Here is a 15,661-nt window from a genome sequence, read left to right on the forward strand (position 1 = left end):
CTTCGTACAAGGATATATCCCTGTTAACTTCAAGGATATTCAGGCAGCAGCCAATACTACGCCAGCGGCGAACAACAAGTTGGTGAGTAATGCACATTTGACCATGGTGGCCATCATTGGGCGCAGTGCGGCACCGTCTGCCGACTGCAGTACCTGTTTACCGTGCTTGAACAGTAGCGGTAAGCTGAGGATAAACAACCAGCCAAACGGAGAGTGCAGCTCCAGCAAGGCAAACAAGGCGAGGCAGAGTACGCTGCCAAAAAGTAGGAACAAGTGGTATTTACGGCCCCACTCTGGTCCCATGCGTACTGCCAGTGTCAGTTTTCCACATTCGCGATCGTTGTCGATATCACGTAAGTTATTGATATTTAGAACGCCTACCGCCAGCAGGCCGCAAGCCGTCGCCGGTAGCATGATGATTGAATCAATTTGTCCGGCTTGCAGGTAATAGGTGCCAGCCACGCCCAGCCAGCCGAAGAACATCAATACTGACAGATCGCCCAAACCCCGGTAGCCATAGGGCTTGTTACCGACGGTATAGGCAATCGAGGCGGCAATAGCCATTAGGCCAAGCAGTATGAAACCGACCATATCCTGTAGGTTATTGGTGGCGATAAAAATCAGGCTCAGGCCGCTGGCTGCGGTCAAGATGGTGTTGAGGATCATCGCCTTACGCATCGCCGTCTGGGTGACCATGCCAGATTGGATCGCACGCTGGGGGCCCAATCGCTGGTCGTTATCTGTGCCTTTGACGGCATCACCGTAGTCATTGGCGAGGTTGGAGAGTATTTGCAATAACAGTGCGGTCAGCAGGGCAAGACCTGCAATGACTGCGGAGAAACTTCCTTGCCATCCTGCTACTGCACTGCCACAAACAATTGAGGCGATGGCCAGGGGCAGGGTCTTCGGCCTTGCCGCATCGAGCCAAATTGCGAGAGAAGATGATTTCATAATGTGATCTTAAACCGGTAAACAAGTAGGTGCTTATTATGGCGTAACTGTAGCAGGGGGCAACTTTATCGCCACTTTGTTTGTTTGAGAACAAAAAAACGGCACCTCTAAGAGTGCCGTTTGATAGGATCAGCGAATGCCGAGCTACAGGATAAAGCGGCTCAGATCTTCGTCTTCAACCAGTTCACCCAAGCGTGAAGTGACATAGGCACCGTCAATCACAATCTGGTCGCCGGATTTTTCTGAGGCATCGTAAGACAGCTCTTCCATCAGGCGTTCCATGACGGTGTGAAGACGGCGGGCTCCGATATTTTCGGTACGCTCGTTCACTTGCCATGCGGCTTCGGCCAGCTTGTCGATACCGCTCTCGTCAAAATCTATGTTAACCGATTCGGTCGCCATCAAGGCTTTGTACTGCTCGGTCAACGAGGCATTCGGCTCGGTCAGGATACGTTTGAAATCGTTGCTGGTTAGTGCTTCAAGCTCAACACGGATTGGCAAGCGGCCTTGCAGCTCAGGGATAAGATCCGATGGCTTGGCGACCTGGAACGCGCCAGAGGCAACAAACAGGATGTGGTCGGTACGGACCATACCGTGCTTGGTTGATACCGTGCTGCCTTCTACCAACGGAAGCAGGTCACGCTGTACCCCTTCGCGAGATACATCTGGGCCAGAGGTGTCACCACGCTTGCAGATCTTGTCGATTTCATCGAGGAATACGATACCGTTATTCTCGACAGCAAAAATCGCCTGCTCTTTCAGCTCTTCTTGGTTGACCAGTTTTGCTGCTTCTTCCTCGGTCGCGGCTTTCATCGCGTCCTTGATTTTCATCTTGCGCTTATTGGTGGTGTTACCCGCCAGATTCTGGAACATGCCCTGAAGCTGGTTGGTCATCTCTTCCATGCCAGGAGGAGCCATGATCTCGACGCCCATCTGTGGGGCCGCTACATCAATTTCGATTTCCTTGTCATCCAGCTTGCCTTCACGCAGCTTTTTGCGGAATGACTGACGTGCCGATGAACTGTTGTCCGCTTCTTCGTTCTGTCCCCACGCATCGCGTGCCGGTGGTAGCAGGATGTCGAGGATACGGTCTTCGGCCAGCTCTTCAGCACGGAAACGGACTTTTTCGGTTGCCTGCTGGTGGGTCATTTTTATCGCCACATCTGTCAGATCGCGGATAATGGTTTCGACTTCTTTACCCACGTAGCCGACCTCGGTGAACTTGGTCGCTTCTACTTTGATGAATGGCGCATTGGCCAGTTTTGCCAGGCGACGGGCGATTTCAGTTTTACCGACACCGGTCGGGCCGATCATCAGGATATTTTTCGGTGTTACTTCAACACGCAGCTCTTCGGGTAGCTGCATGCGGCGCCAGCGGTTACGCAGGGCAATGGCCACCGCACGCTTGGCTTTGTCCTGACCGATGATATGGCGGTCAAGCTCGTGGACGATTTCGCGAGGAGTCATATCAGACATAGCCCTTCCTTATTCTTCAAGCTCTTCAATGGTGTGGAACTGGTTGGTGAAGACGCAAATATCACCGGCAATAGTCAGTGATTTTTCGGCGATTTCACGGGCGCTGAGATCGGTGTTTTCCAGCAGTGCGGTTGCTGCCGCCTGGGCGAAGTTGCCGCCTGAGCCAATCGCAATCAGATCGTTTTCAGGCTGAACTACATCACCGTTGCCGGTGATGATCAGTGAGCCGGTTTCATCCGCGACAGCCAGTAGGGCTTCCAGTTTGCGTAGCATACGGTCGGTACGCCAGTCTTTTGCTAGTTCCACAGCTGCTTTTAGCAAGTGGCCTTGGTGCATTTCCAGCTTGCGCTCGAAACGTTCAAATAGGGTGAAGGCGTCCGCTGTGCCGCCAGCAAAGCCAGCCAGAACTTTGTTGTTGTATAAACGGCGTACTTTGCGGGCGTTACCTTTCATGACGGTGTTGCCAAGGGACACCTGGCCATCACCTGCGATAACGACTTTACCGTTTCGACGAACAGATACGATAGTTGTCACGGTCTTACCTCTTGTGGTCTGCTCCGGTCATCATGCCGGTTTCGATATATTGCAGATCTGGGGACGGCTGGGAAAAGTTTCAAGGGGGAAAAGAAAAGGATGCCACAGGCATCCTTATTTATTCGACTGCTGGGCTACTCCCAGAACCAGATAGCGCATGGCTCGATACCGGCCCGGCGTAACTGGTTACGGTCGCTTTCGGCCTTGCGTTTTTGCGGATAAGGCCCGAGAACCACCCGGTACCAGTTGCCTTTTTCACCCTGGCTGACCTTGATTTGGCTAGTCAGTCCCTGGAAAGCAATCATGGCCTTACGTTCTTCGGCCTGACTCTGGCTGCGGTAGGCACCGCACTGCATCAAGTATGGCTTGGTCGGGGCTTGTTCTTTCTTGGCATCGACCTGCACTTCCTTGTTTTCCAGCTCTTCGATATAACGCCATTTCTCTTCCGGCTTAGGCGGTAGCGGTTTGGACGCTTTTGGCGGCGTCACAGGTTCCGCCTTCGGTCTTACCGGTTTGACCGGCTCGGGCTTGGTAACCGACGGGCTGGTGGGTTGTTGGGGTTGCGGGGCCGGGTTGGCGGACAGGTAATACAGCCCATAGCCCAGGGCTCCAACCAAGCACAGGGCGATAGCAGCCCATTTGATCGGGAAGCCACTGCTTGAGACTTGATTGCGGTTGCCACGGGGTTTCTTGGCGGCGGCTCTGCCGCGTTTGACGTAATCTTTGGTAGCCACGATGTCAATCAGTATTAAGGTGAGTTGAATAAACCTATGGTACAAATTTGCGTCAGCTCTGACCAGACCTTGCGATGCATCCTGACTTTTAGGTTGCACCGTAAGGTATAGGTTTTGTGAGCTTGTACCCAAAAATTGCGTGGTAAGCCGGCTTAGTTGGCGGGTGGCGCGGCACTTTCGCGGATCACCAGCTTAGCATCGAGCAGACGTGAGCCAGAGGCAATGTCCTTACCCTTGAGGATATCGAGCAGCATCATCATCGACTGTCGCCCGATCTCGTAGCGTGGTTGGGAGACGGTGGTAAGCGGTGGATCGCAGTATTCAGCAAACTGAATATCATCGAAGCCGACAATTGACAGATCTTGTGGCACCCGAAAGCCAAGGCGCTTAGCTTGCTGCATAGCACCGATCGCCATTACATCGTTGTGGCATAACAGAGCTGTTGGAGGCTCGGGTAGCGACAATAGGGCTGTAACCGCACGGGCACCACCGGCAAAGCTGAAGTCGCTCTTGACCGTATACGCGGGGTTGAGTTCAACCCCCGCCCGACGCAGCGCCTGCTGGTAACCCTGAGATCGGAACTGGCACAAGGCTGCATTGTCAGGCCCGGTGACTTGGGCAATGCGTTTGTGCCCCATTTGGGTCAGATAATTGACGGCCTCAAAGGCTGCGGTCAGGTTGTCGATATGGACCGTTGGCAGTTCGAGCTCCGGGGCAAACTCACACGCCATGACCATAGGCGGTAGGTTCTTTTGCTCAGGCTTGCTGACATCAAAGGGTAGGTCAGTACCGAGCAGTAACATACCGTCGGCTTGTTTGGTGAATACTAGGTTAACAAACGAATTCTCACGGGTTTTCTGTTGCCCGCTATCGCCAAGCAGGACCAGGTAACCATGTTCCATCGCCGCTTCTTCGATACCCCGGATGATCTCGGTGAAATAGGGATCACAGATATCGGGCACAATAGTGACGATAGTTTTTGATTCGTTGCGACGAAGATTCCTAGCCAGTGAATTGGGTGAATAGCCAGCATCCATGACAGCCTGTTCGACCTTTTTTCGGGTCGAGGCTGACACTTTTTCCGGGTTCATCAGGGCACGGGAGACCGTGGCCGTCGAGACACCGGCGAGCTGGGCAACATCCTTCATTGTCGCCATAGTTAAGGTTCCTCTCTATTATTTTTCTCTCTTTTTCCGCTGGGGATCATGGCCAAAGCAGCCGATACCTAAGCCAGCGAGCTTGTTATTGTAGGCTGTATGCCGGGGATTAAACATGCTTTAAACAGCATAAATTACATCCAATATGTGACATATGTCGCATTGTTCATTTTAAGTTAAATCCTGCGGTTCGACATCAATCGACCAACGGATTTTCTTGGCAAGAGGAAGCAAAGCGATGGCAGGCTTGGCAACAGACAGCCACTGTTGCAATGCCCTGCGGCTAGGTGCTTGTAGTAGTAACTGCCAACGGTAGCGGCCCGCCCGGCGTGACAGCGGAGCAGGATTGGGGCCCATTACCATTGTTTCTTGGCTGGCGACAGGACTGGTTTCGAAAATTCCTCTCACCTGTTGGAGGAACTGCTCGACCAGCTCGCTTTGGTTGGCTTCGGCCCGCAGCAAGGCCAAGTAGGTGAACGGTGGCAGCCATGCTTGCTTGCGCTCGCTCAGGGCACCCGAGGCGAAGTGATCGTAGCCCTTGTAGAGCAGGGCCTGGAGCAGACCATGCTCAGGATGATGGGTTTGTAATACCACTTCTCCGGGTTTGCTGGCCCGTCCCGCACGGCCGGCGACCTGGATAAACAATTGGGCCAAGCGTTCGCTGGCCCGGAAATCGTTGCTGAACAGTGCACTGTCGACATCAAGTAGGGCAACCAGGGTGACATCGGGAAAATGGTGACCCTTGGCCAGCATCTGGGTGCCAATCAATATTTGGTATTCGTTGTTGCGAATGGCCTCGAGGTAGTGCTCAAGGCTGCCCTTACGGCGGGTACTGTCGCGGTCGATACGCACGGTCCTGTAATTCGGAAACAACATCTCGAGTTGCTGCTCGAGCTGTTCGGTACCAACACCCACCGCATTGAGCTGGGTCGAACCACACTGGCCGCACTGGTGCATCATCGGACGCTGGGTGGCACAGTGGTGGCAGCGTAGCTCACCGCTTTGCTGGTGGAAGGTATAGTAGGCGTCACAGCGCTTGCACTCGGCCAGCCAGCCACAGTCATGGCAGATCACCGCCGGTGCGAACCCACGGCGATTGAGGAACAGCATGACCTGGTTACCGGCCTCGAGGTGCTGGCGCATTCGGGCGATCAGTGGGGCAGATAATCCCGCCTCTAGGTATTGCCCTTTGACGTCCAGCACGCCATGGCGGGCAGCCTGGGCAGCGCCTGCTCGGCGTGACAGAATAAGGTGGTGGTATTTGCCACTTTTGGCGTTGTGCAGCGTTTCCAGTGCCGGGGTTGCGGAGCCGAGCACGATCGGAATATTGGCCTGGCTGGCACGCATCACGGCCAGATCACGGGCATGGTAACGCAGGCTGTCCTGCTGCTTATAGGAAGCGTCATGCTCCTCGTCGACAATGATAATGCCGAGGTTGGCAAACGGGGTGAACAGGGCCGATCGGGTGCCGATGATGATCCCGGCTTGGTTATCACGCCCGGCAAGCCAGGCTGACAGCCGTTCGGTGTCGTTAAGCCCGGAGTGGATCGTCTCCAGCGGCACATTGAAGCGGCGGCGGAAGCGGTTGATAGTTTGTGGAGTCAGGCCAATTTCCGGCACCAGGATCAACGCTTGCTTGCCGGCCGCTAGCACGGGCTCAAGCAGGTTGAGGTAAACCTCGGTCTTGCCCGAGCCAGTAACACCTTCTAGCAGGTAGCAGCCAAATTCCGGATTGGCGTTGACACTGGCAATCGCCAAGGCTTGCTCCTCGTTGAGACGGGGTTTCTCCTCGGTAACCGCGAACTGCGATTGCCAGTGACGCATTGCTGGTGCTTGCTCGAGCGCTTCAATCCACCCTTTTTCGGTCAAGGCTTTCAACGTGGCATTGCTGACCTCTTCGGCAAGCAGGGCTTCATGGCTCAAAGCCCCCTGACGCAGCATCGTCAAGGCCTGGACTTGGCGCGGTGCCCGCTTGAGGGCCGTCAATGGTTGGTTGTGCCCCGCGTCAGTCAACTGCCACATTTTTAGTGTCGATGGTGATGCCTCACGGCCTTTTCGCAAATAGGTTGGCATCGCATTAGCCAGCGTATCGCCAAGCGGATATTGGTAATATTGGCTGGCCCAGTTCAATAGCTTGAACAGGCTCGGCTCCCACAGTGGCGAGTGGTCAAGTACGCTGTAGATCGGCTTGAGCTGGTTAAGAGGGAAATCAGACTTGTCTGTAAGGGTCATCACGATCCCAACTAACTGCTGGCGCCCAAACGGCACTTTGACCCGCCCACCGATAGCAGGCTGCTGGCCGGGCTTGACCAGGTAATCAAATTGCTTGTCCAGGGGAACAGGAAGGGCCACTCGGGCAATATTGGGCGTCATATATAACCGCTAAATCCGCATGTACTAAGATAGAGAAGTGTACCTTGCCCAGCCTCGGGCAGCAAAGCGGCGAAAAAAGGCGCATATTGGTTGATCTGAACTGTTTGATTGATTACTATACGCCGCCTAATTTGGCGTATTGGCAGTTCAGCCGTTACGTATATTTATTAACGCGTGTGGTGCCCGGCTTTGGATCGGGAGAGCGACACGGCCTTACTTTTGAGGTTATCCCATGAAACAAGGTATTCACCCAGAGTACACTGCAGTAAACGCTCGTTGTTCTTGCGGCAACACTTTCGTATTTAACTCTACTATGGGTAAAGACATCAACCTAGATGTATGCGACAAGTGTCACCCTTTCTACACTGGTAAGCAGCGTCAGGTTAGCTCTGGTGGCCGTATCGACAAATTCAACAAGCGTTTCGGTGCGCTTTCTAGCAAGTAATTGCCAGATGAATGTCGAAAAAGGGGATGCGCAAGCATCCCTTTTTTTTATGTCCATTTTTTCTACCGTAGTTTTGCCAGCCCTATTCCCTATTAGCATCTTGTTGCCTTCAAAGTTGGCAATTCCATCTTCTAGCCATCGCCTAATACGCTATATTCCCCACCCACCTCGGCGACTCACTCTGGGAATCATTGGATCGACCAGATGTTCGGTGCTAGGATTTTGTGCTGCCATAGAATATGATCTATGTCCAAAATCTAAAATAAAGTCACCCAAGTCAGGATTTCGAACACTATGTCTGAAGATTTTCGCCAACAGGCCCTTCACTACCATGCTTACCCTGTACCAGGAAAAATTGCCGTTGAGCTCACCAAGCCGGCCAATACCGTCGAAGACCTGGCGCTAGCCTACAGCCCGGGTGTGGCTGAGCCAGTGCGTGAAATTGCGCAAAACGCAGAGAATGTCTACAAGTACACCGGTAAAGGCAACATGGTCGCGGTGATCACCAATGGTACCGCTATCCTTGGCTTGGGTAACTTAGGCCCATTGGCGTCAAAACCTGTTATGGAAGGTAAAGCACTGCTGTTCAAACGCTTTGCAGGCCTGGACTCGATAGACATCGAAGTGAAGCACCGTACTATCGATGAGTTTGTCGACACGGTGGCGAACATTGCCGATACGTTTGGTGGGATCAACCTAGAAGATATCAAGGCACCTGACTGTTTCGAAATCGAAAAGCGCCTGATTGAGCGTTGCCATGTACCTGTATTCCATGACGATCAGCACGGTACGGCGATTGTCACTGCAGCGGGTATGCTCAATGCACTAGAGCTGCAAGACAAGAAAATCAATGAAGCAGTGATTGTCTGTTTGGGGGCTGGTGCTGCGGCCGTAGCGTGTATGGAGTTGCTGATCAAGTGCGGCGCCCAGCGAGAGAAAATCTACATGCTTGACCGCAAGGGGGTGATCCACACCCGCCGTGATGATATTAACGAATACAAGCAGCTGTTTGCCAACAATACTGACAAGCGTACGCTAGAAGATGTGATTGAAGGTGCGGATATTTTTGTCGGCGTATCGGGCCCCGATCTGTTGGCGCCGGAATCACTGAAACTAATGGCCGACAAGCCAGTGGTATTTGCGTGTTCTAATCCCGACCCAGAAATCAAGCCTGAGCTGGCTCATGCCGTTCGTGATGATTTGATCATGGGTACTGGCCGTTCGGACTACCCAAACCAGGTAAACAATGTTATCTGTTTCCCGTTCATCTTCCGCGGGGCATTGGATGTTCGCGCGAGCGAAATCAATGACGAGATGAAGCTCGCTGCCGTTGATGCTATTCGCTCACTGGCAAAAGAGCCTGTACCGGCAGAAGTGGTTGCGGCGGCAGGTGCCGACAAGCTTGAATTTGGTACCGAATACATTATCCCTAAACCGATGGATCCACGCCTGTTGCCACGTGTTGCCAAGGCTGTAGCCCAAGCGGCGGTAGACTCGGGCGTTGCGCGAATCGATATGCCTGTTGGCTATATGGAAGTGAAGTAAATCCTCCAGGCTGTAGCGCATACAAAAAAACCAGCCATGTGGCTGGTTTTTTTATCGTCATAAAATGCTGGCATTATGCGTAGCAGTTTACTTGGATTCTTATTCGTTGATATCTTCGTATGTGATGCCCATTTCTTCCATTAGCGCTTTAGCTTCAGCGGGAAGGTCGTCCGGTCGGTCTTTACGGATATCATCGTCAGTTGGGAGTGGCTGGCCGGTATAGGCATGCAGGAAGGCCTCACACAGTAGTTCACTGTTGGTGGCATGGCGCAAGTTGTTGACTTGGCGACGAGTTCGTTCATCTGTCAGGATTTTCAGGACCTTCAATGGAATCGAAACTGTAATTTTTTTGACTTGCTCGTTTTTCTTACCATGTTCCGCGTAAGGGCTGATGTATTCGCCATTCCACTCTGCCATTTGTTACCTTCTCAGCGATATAAAAGTGATGAAATATAGTATGCCTGAATTTTAGCGGGATTTACTGCCATAAGCAAAGACATATAGACGTCTAGAAGTGTTGACGTCTTCACTAATTGTCGCTATGTTGTTGCATAAAAGTTATTCGGCAGGGCCGCCCTGACAAGGAAAGTAATAATGAGTGACAAGAAGCTAGCCACCGTCGCTGTTCGCACCGGCATCGAATCCGATACCCAGTATAATGCTGTGGTTCCCCCTCTCTATTTAACCTCGACCTATAGCTTCTCGCAACTAGGAGAGGTGCCGCAATATGATTATTCCCGTTCTGGCAACCCTACCCGCAATACGCTGGCCGATGCGCTGGCAGAGCTTGAGGGGGGCGCGGGCGCGGTCGTGACCAACTGTGGTACGGCGGCGATCAACTTGCTTGCCTCAGCATTGATTGGGCCGGAAGATTTGATCATAGCGCCGCATGATTGTTATGGCGGCACCTATCGCTTGTTCAATACCCGTGCGGCAAAGGGCGACTTTAAGGTTCGTTTTATTGACCAAACTGATCCGACTGCGGTCGCCCAAGCGTTGGCACTGCAGCCCAAGTTGATCTGGGTGGAAACCCCGTCAAACCCATTGTTACGTATTGTGGATGTGGCGGAGCTCTGTGCTGCAGCGAAACAAGCTGGGGCATTGGTGGCTGTCGACAATACTTTCCTGTCTCCGATCCTTCAGCAGCCTATTGCGTTGGGGGCCGATTTTGTTGTTCATTCAACCACCAAATATATTAACGGCCATTCGGATGTGGTCGGTGGCGTGTTGATTTCCAAGACTGAAGAGCATGCCGAAGAGATCGCTTGGTGGGCAAATTGTATCGGGGCGACTGGGGCGCCGTTCGATGCCTATATGACATTGCGGGGGTTGCGGACCCTGGCACCAAGAATGCGGATGCATGAAGAAAATAGCCGTCAGATCTTGGCATACCTGCAGCAACAGCCGCTGGTTGGCAATATTTACCACCCGAGCCAGCCTGAGCACCCGGGCCATGACATTGCGCTCAAGCAGCAAAAAGGGTTTGGGGCGATGCTGAGTTTCGAAATTGCCGGTGATATGGCGCAGCTGGAAGTGTTTGTAAAAACGCTCAACAGTTTCTCATTGGCTGAGTCACTAGGCGGAACGGAGAGCTTGATTTGTCACCCGGCGAGTATGACGCACCGTGCGATGTCGGATGAAGCCCAGGCCGAAGCGGGCTTGAAGCCGACCCTGTTGAGGCTCTCGGTTGGTCTGGAGGATCCAGACGATTTGATTGCTGATCTTGAGCAGGCTTTCAACAAAGCCGCGGAGGTGGCTTGAATGAGCGTTTCTCTTTCACGTCAATTGCATAAGTTCGGGGGCAGTAGCCTGGCTGATCCCGAGTGCTACCTGCGGGTAGCTGACATTTTGCGGGAATATTCGAACGATAATGACTTGGTGGTGGTGTCGGCAGCTGGCAAGACCACTAACAGCCTGATTGAATGGCTTGAACTGCTGGATAAGGACGGTCGCCAGGCCCATGAAGCTTTGCAGTCCTTGCGCAGTTACCAGCAGACATTGATCGAATCGTTGCTGGACGGAAAGGCGGCCGATGAGCTGCTGACTCAACTGCATCTTGAGCTGGGAGTCTTATCAAACCTGGCGGAAAAGCCTCGGGATGAAGCCGAGCAAGCCAAGGTGCTGGGCCATGGTGAGCAATGGTCAGCTCGTTTGTTGGCTGCCTTGTTGAGCAAGCAGCAACTGTCTGCGGTGAGTGTGGATTCGCGTTGTTTCCTACGTGCTGAGCGTTCTGCACAGCCGGAAGTTGATCGTGCCCTATCACGACCGCTGCTCAAGGAGCAGTTAGCCCAATATAGCCAGCAGCGGGTGGTGATCACCGGTTTCATGGCCCAGAATGGTGCTGGCGAAACCGTGTTGCTTGGGCGAAATGGTTCTGATTATTCGGCGACGGTGATTGGTGCGCTGGCCGATGTTGATCGCGTCACCATCTGGAGTGATGTTGCTGGGGTCTACAGTGCCGATCCTCGCAAGGTTGCCGATGCCTGCTTGTTGCCACTGTTACGTCTTGATGAGGCCAGTGAATTGGCCCGCTTGGCGGCGCCGGTACTGCATAGCCGTACTTTGCAGCCTGTCGCCCAAAGCGCGATTGATTTGACTCTGCGCTGCAGCCATCAGCCGGAGCAAGGCTCGACCCGGGTCGAGCGGGTTCTGGCCTCTGGGCGCGGTGCCAAAATTATTACCTCGCTCAATGAGGTGTGCCTGATTGAGCTGTCGGTGACCCGGGCCCATGACTTCGCGCCTATCGCCTCTGATATCGAGCGCTTCTTGCAGCGTACCCAATTACAGCCGCTCGCCCGCTGTTTTGAACCGGATAAAGGCCGGGTTCAGCTGGCCTATACGGCCGAGGTGGTAAATAGCGTATTGGCCCAGTTGCAAGACAGCGGCATTGCCGCGGATTTACGCTTGCGTGAGGGCTTCTCGTTGGTGGCGGCCGTGGGAGCTGGGGTGGTGAACAATGCCGTTCATTGCTATGGCTTCTATCAGCAGATCAAAGGCCAGGCGTTGGAATTTATTGCCGAGTCTGAATCGGGTTTGAGCTTGGTTGCCGTACTGCGTAAGGCTGATACTGACAGCTTAATCCAGGGGATCCACCAGAGTTTATTCCAAGCCCAGAAACGCATTGGTCTTGTCCTCTGTGGCAAGGGGAATATCGGTAGTCGCTGGCTGGAGTTGTTCGAGCGCGAGAAGGCGACGCTGGAAAAGCGCCATGGCATGAGTTTTACCTTGATCGGCGTGGTTGATAGCCGCCGCCACTGGATTGATTTTAACGGCATTGATGCCGGCCGGGCCCATCATGCTTTTGATGATGAGTCGGTTGGGTATGATCAAACCGATGGCGATTGGCTATCGGTGCTGGCCCATCATACCTATGATGATGTCATGGTGCTGGATGTGACAGCGAGCAGCGAACTGGCTGCGCGCTACCCGCAGGTGGCTGAAGCTGGGTTGCACCTGATTTCGGCTAATAAAGTGGCGGGCTCTGCGTCTGGCGAGTATTACCATCAAGTGATCGATGCCTTTGCCAAGAGCAGCCGTTTCTGGCTATACAACGCCACGGTGGGGGCAGGGTTACCCGTCAATCACACGGTACGTGACTTGCGTGAGAGCGGCGATGAAATCATCGCCTTGTCAGGAATTTTCTCCGGTACCTTGTCTTGGCTGTTCCAGCAATACGATGGTTCGGTGCCTTTCTCGCAGCTGGTCGAACTGGCTTGGCAGCAGGGCTTGACCGAGCCGGATCCGCGCCATGACTTGGATGGCAGTGATGTGATGCGTAAGCTGGTTATTTTGGCGCGAGAATCGGGGTTGTCGCTGGAGCCCGAGCAGGTCAAGGTCGAAACCTTGGTACCGGATTCGCTGGCAGCGCTTGGTGTTGATGACTTCTTCGAGCAGGCTGCAGAGTTGGATGAGTTGCTGCATGAACGCCTGCTCAAGGCCCAGAAAGAAGAGAAAGTACTGCGCTACACCGCCCGTTTGGATCGCCATGGTAGGGCGGCAGTGGGGATAGAGGCGTTGTCTCGAGAGCATGCCCTGGCCAATTTGCTGCCGTGTGATAATATTTTTGCCATCGAAAGCCACTGGTACCGTGATAACCCGCTGGTGATCCGTGGACCGGGGGCTGGCAGAGATGTGACGGCGGGTGCCTTGTTGTCGGATATCAACCGTTTGGCTTCGATGCTGTAAATACTTTTAATTTTGAAGAATTCCTGGCTGTAAACTGAGTGCTATATGCTGGGTGATTGATGGTTAGCCGGCGTATTAGTCCAGCTTTGTCCATCTAAATAGCTCAAATCTCTGCAGGAGTATCCTATACTCTCAAAGCCCGCTATTTGCGGGCTTTGTGCTATCAGGGAATGTTGAAGATATTGCAATTTGAAGTTGAAAATTATTCATGATCATCATGTTGACAATAAATTGTTTACAAGACATTCTGTAGACATATAGACGTCTAAACGGTTATTTTGATGTCTCAGTTTAGGGAGTGGCCGCGAGCCAACAAGAGTAAGGAAAGGATTATGGGCTATTCACACGCAAGCAACCTGGATTCACTGAATCAGAATATTGCTGACATTGACGGCAACATCAATGTGTCATTCGAGTTCTTTCCGCCAAGCAGTGAGCAGATGGAGCAGACGCTGTGGAATTCCATTCATCGCTTGAAGACGCTGCAACCTAAATTTGTCTCGGTCACCTATGGTGCCAACTCCGGTGAGCGTGACCGCACCCACTCAATTATCAAGGACATCAAAGATCAGACTGGGCTTATCGCGGCCCCGCACCTGACTTGTATCGATGCTACCCGTGATGAGCTGCGAACCATTGCCCGTGACTATTGGAATAATGGTATCCGTGACATCGTTGCCCTTCGTGGTGACCTTCCTGAACAAGGTGCCAAGCCTGACATGTATGCGGCAGACTTGGTTGAATTACTGCGTAAGGAAGCCGACTTTGATATTTCGGTTGCGGCCTACCCGGAAGTGCACCCTGAAGCCAAAAGCGCCCAGGCGGATTTGATCAACCTCAAGCGCAAGGTCGATGCCGGTGCTAGCCGTGCCATTACTCAGTTTTTCTTTGATGTCGAAAGCTACTTGCGTTTCCGCGACCGCTGTGTGGCGGCAGGTATCGATGTTGAAATCGTACCGGGGATCTTGCCTGTCTCCAATATGAAGCAAGCTAAGCGTTTTGCTAATGCCAATAATGTGAAAATTCCAGGCTGGCTCGAGAAGCAGTATGAAGGGCTGGATGAGGATCTGCTCAGCCGTCAGATGTTGGGAGCTAGCAACGCGATTGATATGGTACGGGTACTTAGCCGTGAAGGCGTGAAAGATTTCCACTTTTATACCCTAAATCGTGCCGAACTGACCTATGCGATTTGCCATACGCTAGGGGTACGTGCCAAAGCCTAATCTTGGATATCCAAATAGCAGATAAAAGAAAAGCCGCATTGAGCGGCTTTTTTATGTTTGGTAGTCAGCGCTTAAAGTGCAACCGGGCTACCCGCTGAGTCCATGTCTTTCAGCTCGATCAATACTTCCTCGGCCCAGTCAATCCAAGCCTGGCGATTGTGGATCGCACGGCGAAGGGTTAGGCGGTCAAGACGGGATTGGCGATCGAGGTTTTTGTGGTCAGCAAAATGGATTTTTTCCATTTCGTTGTAGTGGTTGATAAGGGTATGCGACTCTTCAATCAGGCCTTCGAGCTGGTGCTGCATCGGCTCTGAATTGTGCACACCACAAACGACCAGCTTAGCTGAAAACTCATCGCGGATGGTTGGGTTACGGGCAGGCTCTTGGAACCATTCAAACAGTGCTTGACGGCCCAGATCAGTAATGGAATACACCTTACGATCAGGTTTGCCTTCTTGTGGTTCAAGTTGACAGGTTACTTGGTCGTTGCCGGCCATTTTGTTCAGCTCGCGGTACACTTGCTGGTGGCTGGCTTTCCAGAAATAACCAATGCTGTGGGAAAACTCTTTGGTGATATCGTAACCAGTGGCATCGCGGTTACTCAACACAGTTAAAATAACGTGTGGTAGTGACATCTCTTCTATCCGTTAAAATACTACATAAAAAAATAACTCGACTGGCATGGCCGGAACTGGCCGCAACGTACCCATCGCTCATTGGCGTTTTTATAATCGTATTGTTGCAGTGCCTGATCGAGATCACGTAGCATACACATCAACGGACTATTTTTCGACATCAGAGCGTGATATCAACGAAAACTGGTGCAACCAATTGCCCGTCTTGTGATGCTGGTCTATATATTGCGTGATAATTTGTATTTGTTCTTTACTGCAATTTGTTTTCTATCAAGTGGTTTCAGTGCGTGCGGTTTTATTCTAGCTAACGTTATATCCGTAGAGGTGTATCAATAATGAGGCAAAGAAAAAATAGCGGAAAAAAAGGCTACCGAAGTGTCGGTAGCCTTTTGTGTTGTGGTTT

13 protein-coding genes are annotated in these 15,661 nt (G+C 52.6%); 5 read left to right on the forward strand and 8 right to left on the reverse strand.

Annotation, left to right across the window (positions count from 1 at the left end; genetic code table 11):
* Nucleotides 1-39: 39 nt before the first annotated feature.
* From ACVA53_RS03605 to priA, 6 genes are all read right to left on the reverse strand, one after another.
* Complete coding sequence (locus ACVA53_RS03605) at nucleotides 40-951, reverse strand: 1,4-dihydroxy-2-naphthoate polyprenyltransferase (protein WP_255040359.1); 912 nt, start codon at nucleotides 949-951, stop codon at nucleotides 40-42.
* A gap of 144 nt (nucleotides 952-1,095) precedes the next feature.
* Nucleotides 1,096-2,427, reverse strand: a complete 1,332-nt coding sequence (gene hslU, locus ACVA53_RS03610) for an HslU--HslV peptidase ATPase subunit (RefSeq protein WP_255040361.1) — start codon at nucleotides 2,425-2,427, stop codon at nucleotides 1,096-1,098.
* Between the two features lie 9 nt (nucleotides 2,428-2,436).
* On the reverse strand, nucleotides 2,437-2,961 hold the full coding sequence (gene hslV, locus ACVA53_RS03615; protein WP_107299002.1) for an ATP-dependent protease subunit HslV: 525 nt from the start codon (nucleotides 2,959-2,961) through the stop codon (nucleotides 2,437-2,439).
* Between the two features lie 134 nt (nucleotides 2,962-3,095).
* Nucleotides 3,096-3,695 carry an SPOR domain-containing protein gene (locus ACVA53_RS03620; protein WP_255040425.1) on the reverse strand — a complete coding sequence of 200 codons (600 nt, stop codon included), beginning with the start codon at nucleotides 3,693-3,695 and terminating at the stop codon, nucleotides 3,096-3,098.
* A 152-nt stretch (nucleotides 3,696-3,847) separates the two neighbouring features.
* Nucleotides 3,848-4,852 (reverse strand): DNA-binding transcriptional regulator CytR, encoded by a 1,005-nt coding sequence (gene cytR, locus ACVA53_RS03625; protein WP_255040362.1) that lies wholly within the window; start codon nucleotides 4,850-4,852, stop codon nucleotides 3,848-3,850.
* 171 nt (nucleotides 4,853-5,023) lie between these two features.
* Nucleotides 5,024-7,225 (reverse strand): primosomal protein N', encoded by a 2,202-nt coding sequence (gene priA / locus ACVA53_RS03630; protein WP_446504511.1) that lies wholly within the window; start codon nucleotides 7,223-7,225, stop codon nucleotides 5,024-5,026.
* A 232-nt stretch (nucleotides 7,226-7,457) separates the two neighbouring features.
* Here priA and rpmE point away from each other — a divergent pair, with 232 nt between their 5' ends.
* Both rpmE and ACVA53_RS03640 read left to right on the forward strand, forming a co-directional pair.
* Complete coding sequence (rpmE, locus tag ACVA53_RS03635) at nucleotides 7,458-7,670, forward strand: 50S ribosomal protein L31 (RefSeq protein ID WP_008988141.1); 213 nt, start codon at nucleotides 7,458-7,460, stop codon at nucleotides 7,668-7,670.
* Nucleotides 7,671-7,964: 294 nt separating this feature from the next.
* Nucleotides 7,965-9,215, forward strand: a complete 1,251-nt coding sequence (locus ACVA53_RS03640) for a malic enzyme-like NAD(P)-binding protein (RefSeq protein WP_255040364.1) — start codon at nucleotides 7,965-7,967, stop codon at nucleotides 9,213-9,215.
* A gap of 99 nt (nucleotides 9,216-9,314) precedes the next feature.
* On the opposite strand, the gene metJ is transcribed toward ACVA53_RS03640, so the two are convergent.
* Nucleotides 9,315-9,632, reverse strand: coding sequence for a met regulon transcriptional regulator MetJ (gene metJ / locus ACVA53_RS03645; protein ID WP_068330548.1), 318 nt, complete (start codon nucleotides 9,630-9,632; stop codon nucleotides 9,315-9,317).
* A 177-nt stretch (nucleotides 9,633-9,809) separates the two neighbouring features.
* Here metJ and ACVA53_RS03650 point away from each other — a divergent pair, with 177 nt between their 5' ends.
* From ACVA53_RS03650 to metF, 3 genes are all read left to right on the forward strand, one after another.
* Complete coding sequence (locus ACVA53_RS03650) at nucleotides 9,810-10,976, forward strand: O-succinylhomoserine (thiol)-lyase (protein ID WP_446504512.1); 1,167 nt, start codon at nucleotides 9,810-9,812, stop codon at nucleotides 10,974-10,976.
* Complete coding sequence (locus tag ACVA53_RS03655; RefSeq protein ID WP_446504513.1) at nucleotides 10,977-13,400, forward strand: bifunctional aspartate kinase/homoserine dehydrogenase II; 2,424 nt, start codon at nucleotides 10,977-10,979, stop codon at nucleotides 13,398-13,400.
* 332 nt (nucleotides 13,401-13,732) lie between these two features.
* A complete protein-coding gene (gene metF, locus ACVA53_RS03660) occupies nucleotides 13,733-14,623 on the forward strand; it encodes a methylenetetrahydrofolate reductase (protein WP_255040367.1) in 891 nt (296 codons plus the stop codon).
* A gap of 71 nt (nucleotides 14,624-14,694) precedes the next feature.
* Here metF and ACVA53_RS03665 read toward each other — a convergent pair whose 3' ends face one another.
* A complete protein-coding gene (locus ACVA53_RS03665; RefSeq protein ID WP_255040368.1) occupies nucleotides 14,695-15,258 on the reverse strand; it encodes a PadR family transcriptional regulator in 564 nt (187 codons plus the stop codon).
* Nucleotides 15,259-15,661: the final 403 nt, after the last annotated feature.

The organism is Photobacterium sp. DNB23_23_1 (genome assembly GCF_052873815.1).